Consider the following 22,713-nt stretch of genomic DNA (forward strand, 5'->3'; position numbering starts at 1 on the left):
ACTGCGTGGACCCACCAGGACCAGCCCCACCTACAATCGGCGAGCCCCATGGAACTTCAAGCGCGTCTGCGGCTGAGTTAAAAGTCATAGTACACGCCGCCAATGCGCAGCACAGGTACTTTTTACTGCAACTCCCACGACGTGGTGGGCGCTCGAGATGCTTCATAAAAAACCTGCAAAGCCACTTCATCATTCAGTCCTCCTTTTGCCCAGATGGGAAACCTTGCCTCATAGGCGCGCAGGCGGTCTGTGAGGTAGCTGGGATTTCGCATGTCTGGTGTGAGTGTGATATAAGCGCGGTTCTTGAGCCATTCTGGCGCGGAATCCGCTATGATGTTACCGTCTGCAAAGACCCGCGCAGCCTGACGCTGACGGATCTTGCACTGCTCATAAAGCCGACGGGCCTTCTCGATATGCCGATGCAGGGTTTCAGCTGACAGTCTCAGGCCTGTCAGGCTGAGCTGATAGCCAAGGAAGCTGACACCACCCGACATCGCCCCATGGCCCATCCGGCCGATCAGGGTCTTGTCGGGGTGCGATACCATCCCCACGGCGGCAAAATGGTGCTGGATGGTCGCGATTGCGCGACGCAGTGGCCAGCGATGGCGTGAGATGACGATGATGTCATCCATGTAGCGCAGGTAAAACACATCTTTTTGCGCGGCCATCGCGCAATCGAGATCGTAAAGATAGAACGCCCCCAATACGGGGCTGGGCGCGCCGCCTGCGCGAAGCCCGCGCGGGGCATCAACAAAGTTGCCGCCGGTCTCGACACTCATGTTCAGGTATTGCCCCAAGAGGTTCAGACAGTTGCGATCGCGCGTGTGGCGTTCGACCTTGCCAAGGAGGATTTCGGCATCGACGGTCTCATAGAAAGACTTCACATCGGTGCGATAGACAAAAGGGGCCGGGCCATACTGATGCAGGGCCTGCGTTGCGGCGCGGACAGCCGCTTTCAAGCCGCCTGTTCCCTTGAGGTGATAGCAACGGGGAGAGCGAGGCAGTATCTTGGTGAGCTGCGCTGCGAGGGCTGCCAGTGTAGGTCGGTCGCCCGCGTCAAAGCGCAACACCCCGTGCCGCGCAGTCCCGCGCGCAACGCTCAGCGGCCGAAGCCGCGGCAAACCTATTTGGTCCCACTGTTTCACATGTTTCGTCCTGCTTGACCGGTCGCCACACCTCTTGCTGGTGCAATCTCACCGGCATGTCGCTAATACTACCATATTTTCTTGGGCGAATACCCCCCGGTCCCTACTGCGAGGGGGGGGGGGGGATTTCCAAAATTTTGTAGCGAAAATGCCACAGCTTTACACGTTATGCGCAGCCAGAGGCGCGTTTTTGATGCGCGCAACGCAGCATGTCGCATCGAGAATGCCGCAAGCACGAGCGGTTTTTGCGCAGATGCAGCGAACGGCAGAAAGGTCCCGCATAGCAGCCGACCAGTCTGTATTGGGCGTGCTGCAGAACTGAAGGGCTGGTACCCGAGCTTATCCTTGTCATCAAAGGATGGCGGTGCATCGAAAGCGCAACCAGTTATAGGCTTGGGTTGCGCAGACCCTATGGGACATCCGGAGTAAGTTGATCCCTAAAATGAACGAGCTGTTCTTCTGCGCGACTTGCTCTGCCTGAATCATCCGGAATTTCTCACAAGTCAGAGTTTTCCGGAAACTTGGGGATAGTCACATCAGAAGTCAGGCCTGCTCTGTCGGTTGTCAGGCTGTTACAATTGGTAAGATCAGAAGTCCTGGCAGTGGATATAACAGCAGCGCCGTGTTCACGCGATCAACGTGAAGGCTGCTCTGCGTCACCTTGACGCGATCACCGTCCGATAAAGTAAAATAAGAGTCGGACGGGCAAGGCCATATTTTACTTTGTATAACCAGCAAGAGTATGGCGGCATGGGTGATGGTATGTGATCAGTTTTCGCGCAATTTTTCGGTGATGATGAGACGTTGATCTGGTGAGCTTTATGCCCGGATGATGCGTGACATAGACCGGATTGCATGAGACGCTTTCGTTTACTTTCACGTCCCTAGATCAGCTAAACGCCACCCCCTGGGGCGGCGTTTTTTATTTTTAATTTCAGTGCCTTATGTTCCAGTGGAAAAAATAGACCCTATAAAAGGCAAATCTTTTGTCCAAAAAGGCTGATAACTGCCTGTCGGAACAGGGTATACCGTTACCCCAGTTCAGCCGCATTTCGAATGCCCGCATGCGCGGCAGGTCATACAGCCCTCAATCATTGCCAGTTCATACGCTCCACAAGCAGGGCAGGCCCGCCCGCGCGGGGCTTCGCCTGCTACCAGCTTGGCGGCCTCTGGATCGGCCTTCAGGCCCAACCCCTCGCCCGCAATGAAGCCAATGCGGATCAGATGCTGTTCGATCACGCCGCCGATGGCAGCCAGAATGGACGGGATGTAGCGCCCCTCGACCCAAGCGCCGCCGCGCGGATCGAAAACGGCTTTCAGTTCTTCCACCACGAAAGACACATCACCGCCACGCCGGAACACAGCCGAAATCATGCGCGTCAGGGCCACAGTCCAGGCAAAATGCTCCATATTCTTGGAGTTGATGAAAATCTCGAACGGGCGGCGATGGCCGTTGATGATTGTGTCATTGATCGTGACATAAATCGCGTGTTCTGATCCCGGCCATTTCAACTTATAGGTATGCCCTTCCAAAGCCTCGGGGCGATCAAAGGGGGTCGAGAGATAGACAACATCGGCCCCTTTATCCGCCATGGGTGCCGCCTCAGTTGCTTCTGAGACAGACAGGACCGATCCTGTCACCTCATTGGGGCGATAGGTTGTACAGCCCTTGCAGCCCATATCCCACGCAGCCATGTAAATGTCCTTGAAGGCATCGAAACTGATATCTTCAGGACAGTTGATCGTCTTGGAGATGGAGCTGTCCACCCATTTCTGGGCCGCCGCCTGCATACGGACATGGTCGATCGGGGCCAATGTCTGCGCATTCACGAAATATTCCGGCAAGGGCGCGTCGCCTTGCGTCTCGCGCCACAGGCGCACGGCATAATCCTCGACCTTTTCCTCGGTGCGTGATCCGTCCTTTTGCAAGACCTTGCGTGTGTATTCATATGCGAATACCGGCTCGATCCCGGAGCTGACATTGCCTGCATACAGGCTGATCGTCCCCGTGGGCGCAATTGAGGTCAGCAGCGCGTTGCGAATACCGTGGGTGCGTATCGACGCGCGCACATCCTCATCCATCGCAAGCATATTGCCCGAACTCAGAAAGGCATCGGCGTCGAACAACGGAAAAGCGCCCTTTTCGCGCGCCAGATCGACACTGGCCAGATAGGCGGCGCGTGCAATGGCGTGCATCCATGCATCCAGTTGCGCCACAGCGGCGTCTGATCCATAGCGCAACCCCACCATCAGCAGCGCATCGGCCAGACCGGTCACCCCCAGCCCGATGCGGCGCTTGGCGCGCGCCTCTTGCGCCTGTGCATCCAGCGGAAAACGGCTGGCATCAACGACGTTGTCCATCATCCGCACGGCCACGCGCACCAGATCATCCAGCGCGCCAGCGTCCAGCGCAGCATCCGCCGTGAAGGGGTTTGTTATCAGCCGTGCCAGATTGACCGACCCCAGCAGACACGCCCCGTAAGGTGGCAAGGGTTGCTCGCCACAGGGGTTGGTTGCAGCGATTGTTTCGCAATAATTCAGGTTATTGGCGGCATTGATCCGGTCGATGAAAATCACCCCCGGTTCGGCAAAATCATAGGTCGCGCGCATGATCCGGTTCCACAGGTCGCGGGCCTGAACAGTGCGGTAGACGCGCCCCTCAAAAACCAGATCCCAGGAACCATCCTCTTTCACAGCTTCCATAAAGTCATCTGTCACCAAGACTGACAAATTGAACATCCGCAAACGCGCGGCATCCTGCTTGGCGGTGATGAAATCCTCGACATCCGGGTGATCGCACCGCATCGTCGCCATCATCGCACCCCGGCGCGAGCCTGCCGACATGATCGTGCGGCACATCGCGTCCCAGACATCCATGAAAGACAGCGGTCCCGATGCATCGGCAGAGACGCCTTTGACAGGGGCGCCCTTGGGCCGGACAGTGCTGAAATCATACCCGATCCCACCGCCCTGCTGCATGGTCAATGCCGCTTCCTTCAACATCTCGAAGATTCCGCCCATGCTGTCGGGGATCGTGCCCATGACGAAACAGTTGAACAGGGTCACCGACCGGCCCGTGCCTGCACCTGCGGTGATCCGCCCTGCGGGCAGGAACTTGAACCCCTCAAGCACCGCATAAAACCGCTCTTCCCACAATGCGGGGTCATCCTCGACCGATGCCAAGGCGCGGGCCACCCTGCGCCAGGTATCCTCGACACTCTCATCCAGCGCCACGCCTGCGGCGTCTTTCAGCCGGTATTTCATGTCCCATATCTGTTCAGCGATCGGGGCAGCAAAACGGGTCATGCGCGGCATCCTTTGGGGCATGGAAAGGGCAGACCCACAAGATAAGCACCTGCTGCGCGCGGGTCAACGCATTTACCCCCCTTGCCGCCAGTGTCATGCGCGCTAGAAGGGGCGTATGAGCAAATGCATCCATCTGATCAAACTCTGCGTCGGTGCAGAACAGGTCGAAGACCTGATCGCGTGGCAACAATCCCCCCGCGCGCAAGGTTCAGATGGTCTGCCGCGCCATGTCACACGCATGCGGCCCAAACGCGCGGGTGAAATCTTGTCCGGCGGCTCGCTCTATTGGGTGTTCAAGGGTGTGGTCCTTGCGCGCCAGCGTATCCTGCGCCTGGATGAGGTCGTAGGCGCGGATGGAATTCTGCGCTGCGCTATCGTTCTGGACCCCGATGTGATCCGGACCGCTGGGGCCACAAAACGACCCTTTCAGGGCTGGCGCTATCTCAAACCGGAAGACGCACCACCCGACCTGCCAAAAGCGCGCGTGGGCGATGATGAACTGCCCCCGGAACTGGATGCCGCGCTGGCGGATCTCGGGTTGCAGTAATTCCTCATTTTCTTGCTTCAAATACTCAATCCGACATCGGCGGCCAGCCCGTCGGTTGGCGGGTTTATCCCAGTCGCTGCATCGCCGGAAAGGTTTCCAGCAACCACCAGGAAAACGCGGAAAACGCGCCTGTCACCAAAGCGATGCCGACAATCAGCAGCAACAACCCCATGACCTTTTCGATCACATCCATATGCCGCTTGAGCCGTGACATCAGCCCCATTGAACGCTGCACGAAAATCGCTGCCAGCAGGAATGGCAACCCCAGCCCCAACGCATAGACGCCCAGCATCGCAGTTCCGCGCGTCACGGTTGCTTCGGTTGCGGCCATGGTCAGGATTGCGCCCAGAACCGGCCCGATACACGGGGTCCAGCCAAAGGCAAAGGCCAGTCCCAGCACATAGGCCCCAAAGGCCGAGCCCCCTCTGTCACCTGCATCAAACCGAATATCCCGCGACAGCAAAGACCCCGACAACAGCGCCGGGGCCGCCAGATTGGCGCTGTGCAAAGACCGCTCTACCGCCCGTGCCATAAGCCTGAAAAAGCCAAGAAAATGCAGACCAAACGCGATCACCACCACACCGGCAATCTGGCCGAACAGTTCGGCATTGCGCAAGAACAGATGCCCCATCGTCGAGGCGGTGAACCCCAGCAACAGAAAAACCGTCGACAGTCCCATGAAGAAAAACAGTGCGGGCAGAATGGCCCTGCGGCTTGTCTTGCCTTCCTCTGTCAGCTCTTGCATCGAGATGCCGCCCATATAGGCCAGATAGGGGGGCACAATCGGCAGGACACAGGGCGACAGGAACGACAGCACCCCTGCCCCGAAGGCAATCATCAGCGCGGCTATCAGGCCCACGTCAAACACATCTATCCCGAACATCACCCTGCCTTCTTATTTGGGGTACGATGACAGATACGCGGCTCAGCCCCAATCGTCACGTGGTCCAGTGTCACGTTTATGTGCCGTGCGAAACTATGCCGCAGAGGTGTTGGCGGGCCATGCACGGATGGCCCGCCCTTCTATCAAGCGCGCAAGGACCACCATCCACTGCGCTTTTTCTCTGGCTTGGCAGGTTTTTCTTCTGCTTCCGCCGCCTCCTGAGCAGGCGTTTCCTCGGCCTCGGCCAAGTTCTCGATGGGCGCGTCCTCTTGTGCGGATGCATCTGCATCTGCGGGCACGCTGGCTGGCGCATCGCGCGCGCGCTCCGGTTCGGGCGCTGGGTCTGGCTGTGCAGGTGCGCCCTCTGACGGAGTGACCTCAGGGGTTTGCGCGACCGGATCGGCGACCGGGACAGATACCTCAGCCGTTTGTGCGTCCGATTCGTCTGGCACAGTCTGCACGTTCTCGCTTTGGGCGGCAGGCTCTGGCTGCGCGGCAGGCTGTGGTGCAGCGCTTTCCGCAGCTTCCGGCGGGGTGGCCTTCGCCTCTTCGGCCTCAGCGGCGGCTGGCTTTTTCGGCGCAGCCTTGCGTCGGGTCCGCTTGGGCTTGGCGGGTGCGGCCTCTGCGTCTGGGGCCGCCGTCGCATCTGCGTCTGTGCTTGCAGCATCCGCCACGGTGCCCTCAGCTTCAACACTTGGTTGTGCTTCGGGCTTGGCCGCCGCGGCTTTCTTGGACCGGCTGCGGGGTGCGCGCTTGGGCTTGGCGGGTGCTGCGTCTTCCGGTGCCTCTAGGGCAGCGGCTTCGGGCGCTGGCGCGCTTGCAGCAACGGGCTGAACCTCGGCCTCGGCCTCAGGGCTATCGGCAGGTTGTGCCGTGTCGCTGGCCGCCTCTTGTGGCGTATCGTTGTCGCTGTCACCATTCTGACCGCCACCGCGCCGCCGCCTGCGCCGCCGCCGCTTCTTGCGCGGCTGGGTATCGGCTTCGGCAGCAGCTTCGACCTGCGGCTCTTCAATGGCCTGCTCTTCGACCAGATCCTCTTCTTCTTCCAGATCGGGCATCAGGGTCGTGCTGATCGAGACAACATCGGCCTGCGGGGCCGGAACGCGGGTCGCGGTCTTGAATTTATCAATGGCGAAATCGGGACTGATCATATGCGGATCGGCCTCTAGCCGGACCGCCATGCCGTAGCGTGCCTCGATCTGTGCCAGATGTTCGCGTTTGAAGTTGATGATGAAATTCACCACTGCGGCAGGCGCACGCACCAGAACTTCAAGCGAGCGGCCGCGTGTGCCCTCTTCCTCGATCTGGCGCAACACTGTCAGGCCCATACTGTCGTCAGACCGGATCAGACCCGTTCCATGACAATGCGGGCAAGGCTGTGTGGTGGCTTCCAACATGCCGGGGCGCAAACGCTGGCGCGACATTTCCAACAGCCCGAAGCCTGAAATACGGCCCACCTGAATGCGGGCGCGGTCATGCTTCAGCTTGTCCTTAAGCAGTTTCTCGACCGACGCGTTATTCTTGCGCTCTTCCATGTCGATGAAGTCAATGACGATCAGACCTGCCAGATCGCGCAGACGCAACTGGCGCGCAATCTCGGCGGCAGCTTCCATATTGGTCTTGAGCGCCGTCTCTTCGATGGAACCTTCGCGTGTGGCCCGGCCAGAGTTGATGTCGATGGCGACCAATGCCTCGGTAATGCCGATCACGATATAACCACCCGAAGGCAATTGCACAGTCGGGTTGAACATGGCCGCCAGATAGCTTTCGACCTGATAGCGCGCAAAAAGCGGCATCTGTTCTTGGTACAGCTTCACGTTTTTGGCGTGGGACAGCATGATCATCTTCATGAAGTCCTTGGCAACGCGGTAGCCCGCTTCCCCCTCAACCAGAACTTCGTCGATGTTCTTGTTGTACAGATCGCGGATGGTGCGCTTGATCAGGTCGCCTTCTTCATAGATCGGGGTGGGTGCGATGGATTTCAGCGTCAGGTCGCGGATCTGTTCCCACAGGCGCAACAGATACTCGTAGTCGCGCTTGATCTCGGCCTTGGTGCGGTTCGCGCCTGCGGTCCGAATAATCAGCCCTGCCCCTTCGGGCACGGAAAATTCGCCTGCAATGGCCTTGAGCTTCTGGCGGTCCGCCGCGTTTGTGATCTTGCGGCTGATCCCGCCCCCGCGCGCGGTGTTTGGCATCAGCACACAGTAGCGCCCGGCAAGGGACAGATATGTCGTCAGTGCCGCGCCCTTGTTGCCGCGTTCTTCCTTGACCACTTGCACCAGCATGATCTGGCGCACTTTGATGACTTCCTGAATCTTGTAGCGGCGCATGCGCGGCTTGCGGCGCGGGCGCACTTCTTCACTGGCGTCGCCATCAGAGACAGATTCGATCTGGTCATCAATTTCAGTGGCATGATCGGCTGCGCGATACGGCTCTTCCTGATCGGCCTCTGATGACGAGACGTCCTCATCTTCAGTGGTCTCACTGTCGTCCGGTTGCGGTTGTGGTTTGGCGTCGCCAACCTCTGGCGTGGTGACGCCAAAATTTTCCGCGATCAGGTCATCTTCTTCGCCCTCAGGCTCGACGATATCCATGCCCGAGACTGCGCGCTTCTCAACCTGATCGGGGGCTTGTACCTTTGCGGGCTTCGCCTCTGACTTGCGCCGGTTAGAGCTGCGCTGCACGCCCTTGCGGCCTTTGGGGGCCGCATCTGCGTTGTCGTCATCATCGCCATCAGCAGCTAGCGCGCGCTCTTCTTCCAGAAGGGCGGCACGATCCGCAGCAGGGATTTGGTAGTAATCGGGGTGGATTTCATTGAAAGCAAGGAAGCCGTGGCGATTTCCGCCATAATCTACGAAAGCAGCCTGCAACGAGGGTTCGACCCGTGTTACTTTTGCAAGGTAGATATTGCCTGCAAGCTGTCGCCTGCTGGCGGTTTCGAAATCAAATTCCTCGACCTTGGTTCCATCGACCACCACGACGCGGGTTTCCTCCGCGTGGGTGGCATCTATCAGCATTTTCTGAGCCATGTATGTCCAATGCGCGCCAGCTTGCATGCAGCGCGCCTGTCCTGTGCCGTTCGGCAAGGACAGTTGGCGCAACACATGCAGCGGCGTGACTTGTCTGTGCGGGTGACAGAAATGCTCGCTCTATAGCCGCAAGTGCGCCCACAAGGTCTGTCCTTGGCGGGGCGACGGGCAATATGCGTGCGACAGCTGTCATCGCGTTTCCTGTTTCGCCGCATGACTGCGGCTCGGTTCTTGTCTTGCCCGCGTGTCACTTCTGACAACACAGACGCCAAAGCCTTTCGGCCGATCCATCTGCATGAGGGCGATGCGGGAGACGACCAGCGCGCCAGTTTGCCCATGCAGCGAAATTCGCTCGGATCTGTCCTGCGGTTCAGGACACATCTTTACACCGCTACAATAGGGGGGAAAGGCAGGCAAACACAATGAAGATTTTGCCTTGCCCGCCACTTGTGATTGTTTTTCACGCCATGAGGCGTGCTTAGCGCCTGTTTTTCAAACCATTTTCACGGCGGGTTGCGCGAATATCCTGTGCCTGCTCATGGATCACCTCGATCAGCGCCCGCAATTCGGTGCAGGACCGGACATGTACGTGCGGCCTTTGTATCGCGCCCCGACACAACCAGCCGCGCAAAGGCCCATCCGTTCAAGGGCCGCCATCTTGTTTGGGGTCGACGGCGGCGCGCTCTGCTTAGACATAATCCGATCTGACCAAGCCGTATTTCGCCATTTTTTCGTTCAGCGTGCGGCGCGGCAGGCGCAGCTCTTCCATCACCAAAGTGATCGAGCCTTTGTGCCGGCGCATGGTGTTGTCGATCAGCATTCTCTCGAATGCCTCGACATGGTCTTTCAACGGCTTGCCTTCGGTCGTCATCATCTCGCCCGTGGCCTCGTTGTCGGCGATGATGAGAGACATCAGCCCCCCCTCCTCGCGGCGGCTTTGCAGCACGGCGCGCTCGGCGATATTGACCAACTGCCGGACATTTCCGGGCCATGGTGCCTGTAGCAACTGCGCGGCTTCTGGCATCGACAATTCCGGCACGGCACAGCCATATTCATCGGCAAAGCGGTCCAGATATGTTGTGAACAGTGCCAAAATATCCTCACCGCGCATCCGCAGGGGCGGCAAGGTAATTTTATGCGCGGAAACCCGGTAATACAGATCAGGGCGCAAGGCATCCTCGATCGTCTGATCGGCGCGGTGGGTGTTGCAGACCGCGACAATCCGGGTTTCGGGCGGTGTGCCAAGATCATTGATCAGTCCTAGCAGCCGCGCCTGCATCGACTCTGACAAGCTTTCGACATCTTCCAGAACAAGCGTACCGCCACGCCCCTCTTCAACCAAGGGCTTGCCCGCACCATCGTCACTGACGCCGAACAGGCGCGCGCTCAGCACATCATCCGACAGGCCCGCACAACTGATTGACACCAGCTTGCGCGATGCGCGTGGCCCGACTGCGTGCAGCGCATGTGCCACAAGCGTCTTGCCGGTTCCGGTTTCGCCATCAATCAGAACATGGCCATCCGCCTGCCCGATATCAAGAATATCCTCACGCAAGCGCTGCATCACCTCGGACGCGCCAACAAGGCGGCGCATGATTGTCGTGCCATCGGACAATTCATTGCGCAAGGCGCGCGCTTCCAATGCAAGGCTGCGTTTCTTGACCGCCTTTTCAGCCAGCGCCATCATTTTTTCCGGGTTGAAAGGCTTTTCGAGGAAATCAAACGCGCCAAGGCGCATTGCCTCGACCGCGATGGGAACATCGCCGTGGCCGGTAATCATGATAACAGGAATAGTGCTGTCCAGCGCAACAAGCCGCTTCAACAATCCCATCCCGTCCAGATTGGGCATGCGGATATCCGTGATAACAACGCCAGGGAAATCTGCGCCAATCGCGGCCAAAGCCTCCTGACCATCGGCATAGGTTTCGGTCGCAAATCCTGAAAGCGCTAACCACTGACTGATCGACTGGCGCATATCCTGCTCATCATCGACGATCGCCACACGCATCTGACGGCTCATGTTGGTCTTCCCTTATGTCGTGTTTGTCCCTGTTGAACCCGTTTGCGCCCGACACGCAAGATCGCATCAGGCACGTTGGCGTTACTCTGCCGCATCAAGTTGCACCCCTTCGCGGGGAAATTCCACCTCGAATACCGCGCCACCATCCGGGGCATTCAGGGCCGTCAGTCGCCCGCCGTGGTCGCTGACGATCCCTGATGAGATGGCCAGCCCCAGCCCGACACCCTTGCCCGCAGGTTTGGTGGTATAAAAAGGCTCAAACAGGCTATCAATGTTCTTGATGCCTTCGCCATTGTCGCGCACCGTCAGTTTTGCCGTTTCGCCCTGACTGATGATGATGTCGATCTGCGGGCTGTTCACGCCACAAGTTGCATCGACAGCATTGCGCACAAGATTCAGGATCACCTGCTCGACACGAACAGTATCCCCGCGGATCATCACGGGTTCGGGCGGTACTGTACGCACGACCAGAACGCGGCTGTCGCGCAACATCGGCTCCATCATGGTCAGCGCGTCGGCCAGACAGGTGCGCAGATCAATGGGGGCGAACGCCTCGCCGCCCTTGCGGGCAAAGGATTTCAGCGTGCGCGCAATCGCGCCCATCCGGTCGATCAGATCATCAATCCGCTGGAACGAGGCCAGCGCTTCTTCCGAGCGTTTGCTTTTCAGCAGCAGGCGCGCGCCCGCCAGATAGGTTTTCATCGCCGCCAGTGGCTGGTTCAACTCATGGCTGACCGAGGCGGACATCTCGCCCAGACTGGCCAGCTTGGACGATTGCGCCAAGGTCTGTTCGGCCACGGCCAGATCCTTTTGCACCCGCACACGCGCCGCAATTTCGCGCTGAAGCCGCGCATTCAATCCGCGCAGTTCTTCCGATTCCTGTTGAAACAACGCCGATTGTGACCAAGCCCGGCGGCTGACAATGTAGAATACCAGCGCCAGCAACAGCGCAAACCCCGTCAACAACAGCGCAAGTGCGGCGTTGACGCTTTCGCGCACAGAATCGTAGCGGGTGAAACTGACCAGCCGCCAGCCGCGAAACGGCACTCTGACTTCGGATTGCAGCACAGCCTCGCCGCGCACAAAGGCATCAGGCGGGCTTTGTGCCCAATCGGCCGTGACACGCAGCGCGCGCGCAATCGCCGAGGGCGCATCGCGCAGGGCCAAGGCTTCTTCAAGGGACCGGCCACGCCAGCGCGGTTCCGTCGCAAGAATGACACGCCCGCTTGAATCCATCAGCGCGACCGCGTCGGCAAAGCCTGCCCAGCTTCGTTCAAACTTCGTCAGATCAGCGCCGACGATGACAACGCCCACCACCTCAGAGCCTTGCCGGACAGAGCGCGCGAAGGAAAACCCGAAGCCGCCGCTGTCCAGTTCCTGCACCAGAAAAGCTGTGTCACTGGAGCGCCGCGCCTCGACGAACGCGGCCTCTGAGTTGCGGCTTTTGCCCAGTTGATTGCGATCTGTAGCGGCGACGACACGCCCCGCATTGTCCAGCAATTCGATTGTGGCCGCGCCGATTTCAGATTGCAGGTCAATCAGACGCTGCGATGTGGTCGCAAAGCTGCCTTCGCGCAGTGCCGAAATCAGGTCCGGGTCACGCGCCAGAAGCAAGGGCACAACCGAATTGCGCTGCAACTCTGACTGGATATTGCCGGAGTACAAAACCAGCCGCAATTCGGCGCGGTTGCGCGTCGACTCGGTGAAACTTTCCGACAGAAACGCATTGAGAAACCACGTGCTGACAAGCGCCACCGCAACCAGCATCACAACGATTACGCGCCCCCACAGGGGGATGCCCAGAATACTGGTGCGGCGGTTGTCAAGATCGGGCGCGTTGACCATAGCGTGAAGAATACGAGCTTTGCTACGCCCGCTCAAGCGCGGCGCGCGCGCGCCGCGATCAGGCGGGCGCAAAAGCGCCTATCAGCCCATCAAACATGCGCCGCCCATCTGTGCCGCCATGTATCGGTGCAAAGGCGCGTTCGGGATGCGGCATCATTCCCAACACGCGCCGGTTGGCGGACACAATCCCGGCAATATCATCCACGGACCCATTGGGGTTGGCGGTGTAGCGAAAGGCAACGCGCCCCTCGCCCGTCAATTCGGCCAGTGTTTCTGCATCGGCAGTATAATTGCCATCATGATGCGCAATCGGAAGCACAATCTCGGAGCCGACGCCATACCCTGTGGTGAAGGGTGTATCCGCAGCTTCGACCCGCAACCCCACGGGTTTGCACACATATTTCAAATGGGCGTTGCGCAGCAATGCACCGGGCAAAAGACCCATTTCCAGCAACACCTGAAACCCGTTACAAATGCCCAGAACATGCCCGCCCTGTTCTGCAAACCGCGAAACGGCCTGCGCGATGGGGGACCGCGCCGCAATGGCACCGCAGCGCAGGTAATCACCAAAGCTGAAACCACCGGGCACACCGACAATATCAATCCCGTCAGGCAGGCTTGTGTCCTTGTGCCAGACGCGCGTTACGCTTGCGCCTGCCTGTTCGAATGCGACAGCAAGGTCGCGGTCACAATTTGATCCGGGAAAAGTGATGACAGCAGCTTTCATCGCGCAAGGCTCCGTCTGGGCTGGATTCTGGACTGGTTTATCTGTCCTCTAGCGTGATTGCACGTCCGGCGCAAAGAGAAAGCAGCGCGCTCAGGCGTGGAAATCCGCAATCACGGCCACGCCGGGCGGCATCGGGCCATTAAAGGCCGCAAGTTCGGCGCCGGCCTGTGACAGGCCCACTTCACGCCCGATCATCGGCGTGAAATCAACCAACCCGCCTGCGATCATACCCAAAAGCGACGGGTATTTATGCGCAGGCATCCCGCGCGTGCCGTACAGCGCAAGGTTTTTCTGATACACAGCGCCCATGTCGATTTCCATGCGCACTGCCTTGCCCGCAGGCATGCCCACCTGCACATGGCGCCCCAAAGGCCGCAAGCACTGAAGCGACGCATTCGTGGTTTGGGCAATGCCCAACGCCTCGACCGAGACATGCGCGCCGCCGCCTGTCAGATCGCGTATCGCCTGCGCCACATCGCCGTCGCGCGCATCAAGCGCCGCCTCTGCGCCCAAGGCGCGGGCATGGTCCAGCTTCTCCGGCACGATGTCGACCACAACCACGCGCGCGCCCAAGGCACGGCCCAGAATCAGCGTGGCCAGCCCGATGCCACCCGTGCCATGCACCGCCAGCCATTCACCGGGGCGCAAGGCCGCGCGGTCGGTCAGCGCGTGAAAGGCCGTTGTCACGCGGCACCCCAGACCCGCCGCCAGAACTGGCGACATATTGCCCGGCAAGCGCGCAAGGTTATGGGCATGTGGCACGCCGATATATTCGGCAAAGGCACCCGGCTCGATAAAGCCCGGCAGGCGCTGGTCAGGGCAGGTATTCGACACACCAGACCGGCAGGCGGGGCAAGACCCACACGCCAGAATGAACGGCGCAATCACCTTGTCGCCCACGGCCCAGCCACTGCGCGGTCCGGCCTCGACCACTTCGCCGCAATATTCATGGCCCGGAATCTGGCCCGGTTTCACGCGTGGATGTGACCCCACCCAGCCATGCCAGTCAGACCGGCAAATCCCGCAGGCAAGTGTGCGCAAAACGACACCGTCTTCTTCGCAGACAGGGTCCGCGACGGTTTCGATGCTCAGATCCTTGCTGTATTCGCGTAAGACGGCTGCGCGCATGAGTGCTCTCCCAAATTCCTGCCCTAGCCGCAAGCTGCCCGCAAAGGCAGGCAGCGTCAACTGCCCACACTCACGCGCCGTAGGGCACCCATATGGTCTTGATCTGGGTTGCAGCATTCAGATAGTCGCGCCCCTGCCCCAGCGGATCACTTACCTGCCAGACAGGTTTCAGATTGCCCGCCGAGGCGCGCTCGACCATTTCCGCCACTGCGGGCTGCGCGCACCACAGCGCCGCCACATCATCATGCGCGGCCAGTGTTTGTGCCAGATCCGCCACCGGCCCTGAGACGATGTTGATGACACCCGCCGGAATGTCGGAAATGGCCAACACCTGCGCCAGTTCCAGTGCAGCAAGAGGTGCGGATTGCGACGGGGTGGCGATCACACGGTTGCCCATCGCAATCGCGGGCAACACCAGCGAGAGAAACCCCAAGAGCGGTGCCTCTTCGCCGCAGACCAGACCCATAACGCCAAATGCCTCTTTCATGGCAAGGGTGACATGGGCGCTTTGCGTGTCATGCACGCTGCCATCGAATTTGTCGGCCCATGCGGCATAGTAGAAGGCGCGGGCAATGCTGGCGTCAATCTCAGACCGTGGCGCAAATGCGCACAAGCTGTCGGCCCGCGCGACAAGGTTCTCGCCCAGAAAATAGAGGATTTGCGCACGTTGGTGGCCGCTCATCGCGGTCCAAGCGCTGGCTTTATGCGCGGCCTCGACCGCGTTGCGAATATCCTTGCGGCTGCCAAAGGGCGCATGGCCTTGCAGTGTGTCGCCCGCGAGCACGGAATAGCTTTGGCCAGTATCCGCCCGCTTCTGCGCGCCCCCGATATACAGCTTATGGGTACGGTCCAGACCGCCAATGGACGCGCTTTGCGGCAAAGGGGCGAGCGGTGTCGGCGCAACCGGCTTTGCGTCTGCCCGCGCCGGTCGCAGATAGGCGGCCATCCCTGCGCGCGCGCCCTCGCGCCCGAAACCACTTTCGCGCGTACCGCCGAAGGGTGCGTTGGCGTCAAACAGATTGGTTGCGTTGATCCAGACCACCCCCGCCTTGACGCGCGCGGCAATATCCATCGCCTGTGTCAGGTTCTCTGACCAGATCGAGGCGGCCAGACCGTAGCGCGTGTTATTGGCCAGCTCTACCGCCTCATCCGGGGTGCGGAAACTCATCATCACAGCAACGGGGCCAAATATTTCTTCGCTAACGCAAGGGTTTGCGGGCGACACTTCAACCATCAAGGCAGGGGCGCAGAAGCACCCGTTCGGGGCTTGTCCCTGATACAGCACACCGCCTGCGGCCTGTCCTTGTGCCAGAAGATCGTGGATACGCACCAATTGGCGCGGGTGCACAATCGCGCCAATATCGGTGGATTTGTCCAACGGCGCGCCCACGCGCAGCCCGCCCATGCGTGCGCGCAGCTTCGCTTCAAACTGCCCTGCGACGGCTTCGGCCACCAGAATGCGCGATCCGGCACAACACACCTCGCCCTGATTGAACCAGATGGCATCGACCACCCCTTCGACAGCGGCATCCAGATCGGCATCTGCAAACACGATAAAAGGCGACTTGCCGCCAAGTTCCAGCGTCAGCGCCTTGTCCGTCCCTGCCGTGGCGCGCCGGATTTCGCGGCCCACATTGGTCGATCCAGTGAAAGCGATCTTGTCCACACCCTCATGCGCCACAAGGGCAGCCCCGGTCGTGCCATCGCCCGTGACGATATTCACCACCCCCGCAGGCAGGCCCGCCTCGATGCAGATTTCTGCAAACAGAAGTGCTGTCAGCGGCGTGTATTCCGCGGGTTTCAGCACAACCGTATTGCCCGCCGCCAAGGCAGGCGCGATTTTCCACGCCAGCATCAGCAGCGGGAAGTTCCACGGAATGATCTGCCCGCAAACCCCATGCGGCCCCTGCCCTGCAAATTCCTCGGCTACCAGTTCGGCCCAGCCTGCGTGATGATAGAAATGCCGCACCGCCAAAGGCACATCAATATCGCGCGCCTCGCGGATGGGTTTGCCGTTATCAAGACACTCCAGCACAGAAAACAGACGCTCGCGTTTCTGGATCTGGCGGGCAATGGCATAGATATGGCGCGCGCGGGCATGGCCAGGCAAACCCGACCACGCGGGAAAGGCGGCGCGTGCGGCACTGACAGCGGCGTCCACATCTTGGTCCGTGCCTTGGGTAACCTGCGCCAACACGGCATCGCTTGCGGGGTCACGAGTTTCAAACATTTGGCCGGGCGGGGTGAAATTTCCACCAATGAAATGCCCGAACGGGCCACGCGCCAGCCAGTCGCGGGCGATGGCATCACTTTCCAAGGCGGGGCCATAGTCCATTGTGTCCAGTATCTCCGTGATGGTGGGCATGACTGTTCCTTCAGGCAAGCGCATGGCGGTGATGGGCGGCGTAGCGCCCCGTCACATAATGGGACAACTGACGCTCGATATCCGCCAGCATGGATGACGCGCCAAGGCGGAACAGATCGGGGCGCAGCCAGTCACGGCCCAACTCCTCGCGCATCAGAATTTGCCAGTTCAACGCATCCTTGGCGGTTTTCATCCCGCCTGCGGGCTTGAAGCCGACGATCTGCCCTGTCGCGGCCCGGTAATCGCGGATGGCGCGGCACATGGTCAGGCCCACAGGCAAGGTCGCATTCACCCCTTCCTTGCCGGTCGAGGTTTTGATGAAATCAGCGCCCGCCTGCATGGCCACTTGTGACGCGGCATAGACATTCGAGAGCGTGACCAGATCACCGGTTGCGAGAATGGCTTTCAAATGCGCAGGGCCGCAGGCTGCACGCATGGCCGCAACCTCGTCATAAAGTGCGGCCCAGTCGCCGCCCAGCACATGCGCGCGCGTGATCACGATGTCGATTTCCTGCGCACCCTGATCGACCGCATAGCGAATTTCAGCCAGACGCAGGTCCAGCGGCATCAGCCCGGCGGGAAACCCTGTTGCGACCGAGGCGACCGGAATACCCGCCCCCTCCAATGCCTTGACGGCGGGCGCGACCATCGTGGGATAGACGCAGACAGCGCCAACCTGTGGCATGGCGTCCAACCCAAGGCCCGCCACAATTTCATTCGTCAGGGGTCTGCGGGCCTTGGCGCACAGGCGGCGCACGCGATCTGGCGTGTCGTCCCCGGCAAGGGTGGTCAAGTCCATGCACGCGATGGCGTTCAGCAGCCATGCCGCCTGATACGGGCCTTTCACAGAGCGGCGCGCGATCATGCTGGCGGCGCGGCGCGCGCTTGCGGGCCGGTTCACAGCCGTGAAGCTGTCGCAGTCAAGGGCGGTTCCGGGGTTGCGAGAATGCGTCATCAGGTCCACTCTGGAAAAACTCAAGGCACTATGCGCATGGCATAACTGCGAGGCAATCCCTGTTTCAAAATCATCCGCTTTACCGCAAAAGATGATGTTGACGAAACTGATCAGGTATAATAACTGACAATATCAGTAGGAATTGAGCGGCGCGCCGCGAGAGGGAAGCGCATTTGGGCGTGGTACCGGGGTCCTGTTCCTGCATGGATCTGAAACCTGACCCTATGGGGGAAACCATGAACTTTCTACGAAATTCTGTTGTCGCACTTACAGCCTTTGCAGCCACGCCAATGCTGGCAGATGTGACGCTGTATTCTGGCCGTGGCGAAACGCTGGTCGCACCGATCATCGAGCGGTTCACTGCCGAAACAGGCATCAATGTTAATGTGCGTTATGGCGGCACTGCCGAGTTGGCAATTCTGCTGGACGAAGAAGGCGACCGTTCGCCTGCCGACCTGTTCTGGGCGCAAGATGTGGCAGCTCTTGGGGTCACTAAACCCCTGTTTGCCGAAATGCCCGGCGAAACGCTGGAAAGAGTCGACTCTGTCTATCGTGACGCAGACGGTCGCTGGATCGGAATTTCCGGCCGCTCGCGCGCTGTCATCTACTCGCCAGAGCGGGTGGAAGAGGGCGAATTGCCAGCCACACTGGCAGACCTGACGGATGAGCGGTTCACAGGCCGTATGGCGCTGGCCCCGACCAACGGGTCATTCATCGCCCATGTCGCAGCCCTGCGCGAAGCCACCAGCGATGAATATGCGCTGGAATGGTTGCAGGGCTTGGCTGCGATTGAGCCTGTTATCGTCAGCAACAACACTGCGGGCTATCAGGCCATCGCCGATGGCGAAGCCGACATCATGCTGACAAACAACTACTATCTGGGTCGCTTTCTGGCATCCGACCCCGATTTCCCTGTCGCACAAGCCACCTTTGAGGCTGGCGATATCGGGAACCTGATGATGGTTGCCGGCATCGGTGTGCTGGAAAGCAGCGAGAACAAAGACGACGCAGTTGCTTTCGTCGACTTCCTGCTTGGTCAGACTGCGCAGCAGTATTTCACAGGCAATGTGTACGAGTTCCCGGTGACCGGTGAAGGCATTGTGCCAGTTCAGGGCCGTGGGCTGACTTACCAGCAGGCGACCGATGCTGCACCAGAGTTTGACCTCAACCTGATCGTTGATATGGAAGGCACTCTGGAACTCATCCGCGAATCGGGACTGCTTTGACAGCTATCGATTTCATATCGGGCCGCCGCTTACCGGCGGCCCGTGTGCTGTTTTCGGCACTTGGCCTCGGGATCGGGGCCTTGATGCTTTTGCCAATCTATTACCTGCTCTTACGGGCGTTTCAGGCCGACCTGCCGACAGTCTGGGCCTTGCTGACACGCCCGCGCACCGGGCAGCTTTTGATCAATACATTTCTACTGACCGCCTGCGTTCTGGCACTTTGCACTGTTCTTGCGCTGCCGCTGGCATGGCTGGTCAGCCGGACGGACTTGCCGGGGCGTCGTATCATCAATGTGCTGGCTGTCCTGCCGCTGGCGGTGCCGGGTTATGTGATGGCCTATGCGCTGATAGGGCTGTCGGGGAATTACGGTTTCCTCAATCAGGTTTTCGGCGTGACCATTCCGCGCATGCAAGGGCTGTGGGGGGCGTCATTGGCGCTGTCGCTTTATTGTTTTCCGTATTTGTATCTGAATTTGCGCGCGGCCTTTGCGGGGCTGGATCAAGGGCTGGAAGAAAGCGCGCGCGCCCTTGGCTGTGGCCCGAAAGAGGTTTTTGCCCGCGTTACCCTGCCCCATCTGCTGCCTGCGCTTATGGCCGGATGGCTGGTGATCGGCCTGTATGTGATTGGCGATTTCGGTGCCGTCGCGCTGATGCGCTATGAGGCGTTTTCCTTTGTGATCTACCAGCAATACACCGCCGCATTTGACCGGCTTTATGCGTCATGGCTGGCGCTGATCCTGATTGCGATTGCGCTGTCGGTGGTCTGGTGGGAAAGCCGGTTGCGCGAAGGCACGAGCTATGCGCGCACTGGTTCTGGCAGCGGTACAGGATCAAAGCGGCTGGCCCTTGGATGGGGCGGCAAAATTGCGGGCTGGAGTTTTTCCGGCGTCGCGGTCCTCGCCTCATTGGGCCTGCCGGTGGCGGTTCTCAGTTTCTGGATGACCCGCTCGCCCATCGGGCCTGTGCTCAAGCCGCTGTTTGACAGCTTCATGCAGTCGCTCTCCGTGGCGGTTCCGTCTGCGATACTGGCCGCATTGATGGCGCTGCCTGTGGCGGTGCTGGCCGTGCGCTACCCCTCGCGCCTGTCGACGCTCATCAACCGGCTGGCCTTTGTGGGCTATGCCATTCCGGCGCTGGCCTTTGCATTGGCTTTCGTCTTCTTCTCGCTGCAAGGGGCACGCTGGCTGTATCAGACGCACACGCTTCTGATCACAGTCTATGCGCTCAGCTTCCTTGCACTGGCCATCGGGCCGATACGCTCGGCGTTTTACCAGACCCGCCCCTCGATCGAGGAATCGGCGCGTGCCTTGGGGCATGGGCCATTCTCGGTTTTCTGGCGCGTCACGCTGCCGTCAATCCGGCCGGGTGTGGTGGCGGGCATGGTTCTGGTCTTTGTGATCGCCATGAAGGAATTGCCCATCGCCTTTTTGCTGTCGCCCACAGGGTTTCGCCCCCTCTCCATCACGATGTTCTCGCGCACCTCTGAGGGGATGCTGGTCGAAGCCGCGCCCTATGCCGCCGCAATCATGGCATTTTCCGCGATTTTCGTGGGCTTCGTGTTGCGTCATGACAAGAAGGCAGGATAAATCACCCCCATGAATGACATGACCCCGCGCCCCAAAATACTCAGCTTCAAAATGCCGGCAGATGCCTCGCCGCTTGGCTTTCGCACGCGGCCGACCAAAACATTGCTGAATGTCGAAAAACTGCGCAAACAGTTCACCAAGGGCGAGGCTGCGGCGGTCGAACGTGTCAGCTTTGATCTGGGCGAAGGCGAAATGCTTGCCCTGCTGGGCCCGTCGGGCTGTGGCAAGACCACGACCCTGCGCATGATTGGCGGATTTGAAAGCCCTGATGACGGGCGCATTGCCCTGAGGGACCGCGATATCACCGATCTTCCACCAGAGGCGCGCGGAATTGGGTTCGTGTTTCAGGATTACGCGCTGTTCCCGCATCTGAGCGTGTTCGACAATGTGAAATTCGGCCTGCGCAAACTGAGCCGCGCCGATGCAGACGCCCGCGCACGCGAAATGCTGGCGCTGGTCGGGCTAGAGGCGCTGGGGGCACGCAAGCCGCATGAATTATCGGGCGGACAGCAGCAGCGCGTTGCCTTGGCCCGCACATTGGCCGTGGCCCCGCCCCTTGTGCTTCTGGACGAACCTTTCTCTAATCTGGATGCCGCGATGCGGGTCGAGACGCGGCAGGAAGTCAGAAAATTTCTGAAGGCCGCAGGCTCTGCCGCGATTCTGGTCACGCATGATCAGGAAGAAGCGATGGCCGTGGCCGACCGCATTGCCGTGATGGAAAAGGGCCGTGTCATCCAGATCGGCACACCTGACGAGATTTACCGCAACCCGGTCTCGGCTTTTGTTGCGTCATTTCTGGGGCGCTCGAACATTCTCAGCGGCACAGCGTCCGGGATGGAGGTCAAAACCGAGTTTGGCACCCTGCCCCTGTCGCGCGCGGCCAATGGCGCGGTGTCACTCTCTGTGCGCCCCGAGCAGATCATGCTGGAGGCAGACTCGGATGGCCCCGCCTCGGTCGTGGGGCGTGAATTCCGTGGGCATGATCAACTGTACTGGGTGCAGGAAGGCGAGCGTTGTATGCTGGTCATCTCTGGTGCCGGCGCGATGATTGACGTGGGCGCGCGCGTGCGGCTGCGGATATGCGATTGCGTGGTCCCCTTAAGCTAAGACTTCGCGTTTGCGTTCATCTGCGCCAAGGGCTGGGCCGAAAGCGGCTTTTGCGCCCTGCCTTCGGGATATCGGATTTCACAAAGCGATATTGTGCTTCGGCATGGGGTGGGTGGCCGTGGCAGCGCGCCCAATATTTGCGCCCGCCCATACGCAGCCAGAGCGGCACGCACAGGATAATACCCGCCACAAAGCCGCCCGCATGCGCCCAATAGGCCACACCGCCTGCATCAACCGGCACACTTAGCCCGCCCAATATCTGAAAGACAAACCAACTGCCTAGAACCAGCCATGCCGGAATCGGGATGACACGAAAGATTATAATCAGGAACAGGAACATATCGACGCGCGCACGCGGGTAGAACAGAAAATACCCCCCCAGCACCCCCGCAATCGCGCCGGACGCGCCGACCATCGGGATCATGGACGCAGGCTCTGCTGCATATTGCAGGCCCGCCGCTGCCAGACCGCAGACCAGATAGAAGATCAGGAACTTCCAATGGCCCCACACTTCTTCCATATTATCGCCGAATATCCATAGAAACAGCATGTTCGCGCCCAGATGCAGCATGTCGCCATGCAGGAACTGGTGCGAAATCAGCGTTGCATAGCCTTCGCCATAGCTGAGACGCGCAGGCAACATGCCCCATTCATGAAAAAAGCGCATCAGCGCGTAATCATCTGAAAACAAGGGGAAATAGAGCGCGAAAATCACAACATTTGACGCCAGAAGCGCATAGGTCACATAAGGGCGCTGGCGAGACGGGTTATGGTCGCGGATCGGGATGAGCATATATGCGCGCTTTTCAAAAAGGAACGGCGCCCTGAATATATTCATGGGCGC

The 22,713-nt window shown here is 59.8% G+C and carries 15 protein-coding genes; 4 read left to right on the forward strand and 11 right to left on the reverse strand.

Going from position 1 to position 22,713, the window contains the following annotated elements; translation table 11 throughout:
- Nucleotides 1-122: 122 nt before the first annotated feature.
- Both BD293_RS09240 and BD293_RS09245 read right to left on the reverse strand, forming a co-directional pair.
- Nucleotides 123-959 (reverse strand): reverse transcriptase domain-containing protein, encoded by an 837-nt coding sequence (locus BD293_RS09240; RefSeq protein ID WP_170207094.1) that lies wholly within the window; start codon nucleotides 957-959, stop codon nucleotides 123-125.
- Between the two features lie 1,227 nt (nucleotides 960-2,186).
- Nucleotides 2,187-4,451: an adenosylcobalamin-dependent ribonucleoside-diphosphate reductase gene (locus tag BD293_RS09245; protein WP_142081081.1), complete on the reverse strand. Its 2,265-nt coding sequence runs from the start codon at nucleotides 4,449-4,451 to the stop codon at nucleotides 2,187-2,189.
- A 115-nt stretch (nucleotides 4,452-4,566) separates the two neighbouring features.
- Here BD293_RS09245 and BD293_RS09250 point away from each other — a divergent pair, with 115 nt between their 5' ends.
- Complete coding sequence (locus tag BD293_RS09250; RefSeq protein WP_142081083.1) at nucleotides 4,567-4,998, forward strand: DUF1489 family protein; 432 nt, start codon at nucleotides 4,567-4,569, stop codon at nucleotides 4,996-4,998.
- A gap of 64 nt (nucleotides 4,999-5,062) precedes the next feature.
- Here BD293_RS09250 and BD293_RS09255 read toward each other — a convergent pair whose 3' ends face one another.
- The 8 genes from BD293_RS09255 to deoC form a co-directional block, all read right to left on the reverse strand.
- A complete protein-coding gene (locus tag BD293_RS09255) occupies nucleotides 5,063-5,881 on the reverse strand; it encodes a cytochrome c biogenesis CcdA family protein (RefSeq protein ID WP_142081085.1) in 819 nt (272 codons plus the stop codon).
- Nucleotides 5,882-6,024: 143 nt separating this feature from the next.
- Nucleotides 6,025-8,910, reverse strand: a complete 2,886-nt coding sequence (locus tag BD293_RS09260) for an Rne/Rng family ribonuclease (protein WP_142081087.1) — start codon at nucleotides 8,908-8,910, stop codon at nucleotides 6,025-6,027.
- A 688-nt stretch (nucleotides 8,911-9,598) separates the two neighbouring features.
- Complete coding sequence (locus BD293_RS09265; RefSeq protein WP_142081089.1) at nucleotides 9,599-10,930, reverse strand: sigma-54-dependent transcriptional regulator; 1,332 nt, start codon at nucleotides 10,928-10,930, stop codon at nucleotides 9,599-9,601.
- A gap of 81 nt (nucleotides 10,931-11,011) precedes the next feature.
- Nucleotides 11,012-12,697 (reverse strand): sensor histidine kinase, encoded by a 1,686-nt coding sequence (locus tag BD293_RS09270; protein WP_246086361.1) that lies wholly within the window; start codon nucleotides 12,695-12,697, stop codon nucleotides 11,012-11,014.
- Nucleotides 12,698-12,833: 136 nt separating this feature from the next.
- Nucleotides 12,834-13,502 (reverse strand): phosphoribosylformylglycinamidine synthase subunit PurQ, encoded by a 669-nt coding sequence (purQ, locus tag BD293_RS09275; RefSeq protein ID WP_142081093.1) that lies wholly within the window; start codon nucleotides 13,500-13,502, stop codon nucleotides 12,834-12,836.
- A 90-nt stretch (nucleotides 13,503-13,592) separates the two neighbouring features.
- On the reverse strand, nucleotides 13,593-14,630 hold the full coding sequence (locus tag BD293_RS09280) for a zinc-dependent alcohol dehydrogenase family protein (protein ID WP_142081097.1): 1,038 nt from the start codon (nucleotides 14,628-14,630) through the stop codon (nucleotides 13,593-13,595).
- A gap of 70 nt (nucleotides 14,631-14,700) precedes the next feature.
- The gene (locus BD293_RS09285) at nucleotides 14,701-16,995 is read right to left on the reverse strand and encodes an aldehyde dehydrogenase family protein (protein WP_142081100.1); all 2,295 of its coding nucleotides are present in this window, start codon (nucleotides 16,993-16,995) and stop codon (nucleotides 14,701-14,703) included.
- A gap of 10 nt (nucleotides 16,996-17,005) precedes the next feature.
- The gene (deoC, locus tag BD293_RS09290) at nucleotides 17,006-17,950 is read right to left on the reverse strand and encodes a deoxyribose-phosphate aldolase (RefSeq protein ID WP_142081101.1); all 945 of its coding nucleotides are present in this window, start codon (nucleotides 17,948-17,950) and stop codon (nucleotides 17,006-17,008) included.
- A 236-nt stretch (nucleotides 17,951-18,186) separates the two neighbouring features.
- Here deoC and BD293_RS09295 point away from each other — a divergent pair, with 236 nt between their 5' ends.
- The 3 genes from BD293_RS09295 to BD293_RS09305 are packed head-to-tail and all read left to right on the forward strand — an operon-like array spanning nucleotide 18,187 to nucleotide 21,869.
- Nucleotides 18,187-19,176 carry an extracellular solute-binding protein gene (locus BD293_RS09295; RefSeq protein WP_246086258.1) on the forward strand — a complete coding sequence of 330 codons (990 nt, stop codon included), beginning with the start codon at nucleotides 18,187-18,189 and terminating at the stop codon, nucleotides 19,174-19,176.
- Nucleotides 19,173-20,762, forward strand: coding sequence for an ABC transporter permease (locus tag BD293_RS09300; protein WP_246086259.1), 1,590 nt, complete (start codon nucleotides 19,173-19,175; stop codon nucleotides 20,760-20,762). Before BD293_RS09295 ends, BD293_RS09300 begins: the two co-directional genes overlap by 4 nt.
- Nucleotides 20,763-20,771: 9 nt before the next feature.
- A complete protein-coding gene (locus BD293_RS09305; protein WP_211841007.1) occupies nucleotides 20,772-21,869 on the forward strand; it encodes an ABC transporter ATP-binding protein in 1,098 nt (365 codons plus the stop codon).
- Between the two features lie 16 nt (nucleotides 21,870-21,885).
- Here BD293_RS09305 and BD293_RS09310 read toward each other — a convergent pair whose 3' ends face one another.
- Nucleotides 21,886-22,707: a rhomboid family intramembrane serine protease gene (locus BD293_RS09310; protein WP_246086260.1), complete on the reverse strand. Its 822-nt coding sequence runs from the start codon at nucleotides 22,705-22,707 to the stop codon at nucleotides 21,886-21,888.
- Nucleotides 22,708-22,713 lie beyond the last annotated feature (6 nt).

It is taken from the genome of Roseinatronobacter monicus (genome assembly GCF_006716865.1).
Classification (GTDB): Bacteria; Pseudomonadota; Alphaproteobacteria; order Rhodobacterales; family Rhodobacteraceae; genus Roseinatronobacter; species Roseinatronobacter monicus.

What these genes read in the sequence shown, in the direction of transcription:
- BD293_RS09245 (WP_142081081.1), bottom strand. Translation starts at nt 4,451, where the DNA reads ATGACCCGTTTTGCTGCCCCGATCGCTGAACAGATATGGGACATGAAA.
- BD293_RS09250 (WP_142081083.1), top strand. Translation starts at nt 4,567, where the DNA reads ATGAGCAAATGCATCCATCTGATCAAACTCTGCGTCGGTGCAGAACAG.
- BD293_RS09255 (WP_142081085.1), bottom strand. Translation starts at nt 5,881, where the DNA reads ATGTTCGGGATAGATGTGTTTGACGTGGGCCTGATAGCCGCGCTGATG.
- BD293_RS09260 (WP_142081087.1), bottom strand. Translation starts at nt 8,910, where the DNA reads ATGGCTCAGAAAATGCTGATAGATGCCACCCACGCGGAGGAAACCCGC.
- BD293_RS09265 (WP_142081089.1), bottom strand. Translation starts at nt 10,930, where the DNA reads ATGAGCCGTCAGATGCGTGTGGCGATCGTCGATGATGAGCAGGATATG.
- BD293_RS09270 (WP_246086361.1), bottom strand. Translation starts at nt 12,697, where the DNA reads ATGCTGGTTGCGGTGGCGCTTGTCAGCACGTGGTTTCTCAATGCGTTT.
- purQ (WP_142081093.1), bottom strand. Translation starts at nt 13,502, where the DNA reads ATGAAAGCTGCTGTCATCACTTTTCCCGGATCAAATTGTGACCGCGAC.
- BD293_RS09280 (WP_142081097.1), bottom strand. Translation starts at nt 14,630, where the DNA reads ATGCGCGCAGCCGTCTTACGCGAATACAGCAAGGATCTGAGCATCGAA.
- BD293_RS09285 (WP_142081100.1), bottom strand. Translation starts at nt 16,995, where the DNA reads ATGCCCACCATCACGGAGATACTGGACACAATGGACTATGGCCCCGCC.
- deoC (WP_142081101.1), bottom strand. Translation starts at nt 17,950, where the DNA reads ATGACGCATTCTCGCAACCCCGGAACCGCCCTTGACTGCGACAGCTTC.
- BD293_RS09295 (WP_246086258.1), top strand. Translation starts at nt 18,187, where the DNA reads ATGAACTTTCTACGAAATTCTGTTGTCGCACTTACAGCCTTTGCAGCC.
- BD293_RS09305 (WP_211841007.1), top strand. Translation starts at nt 20,772, where the DNA reads ATGAATGACATGACCCCGCGCCCCAAAATACTCAGCTTCAAAATGCCG.
- BD293_RS09310 (WP_246086260.1), bottom strand. Translation starts at nt 22,707, where the DNA reads ATGAATATATTCAGGGCGCCGTTCCTTTTTGAAAAGCGCGCATATATG.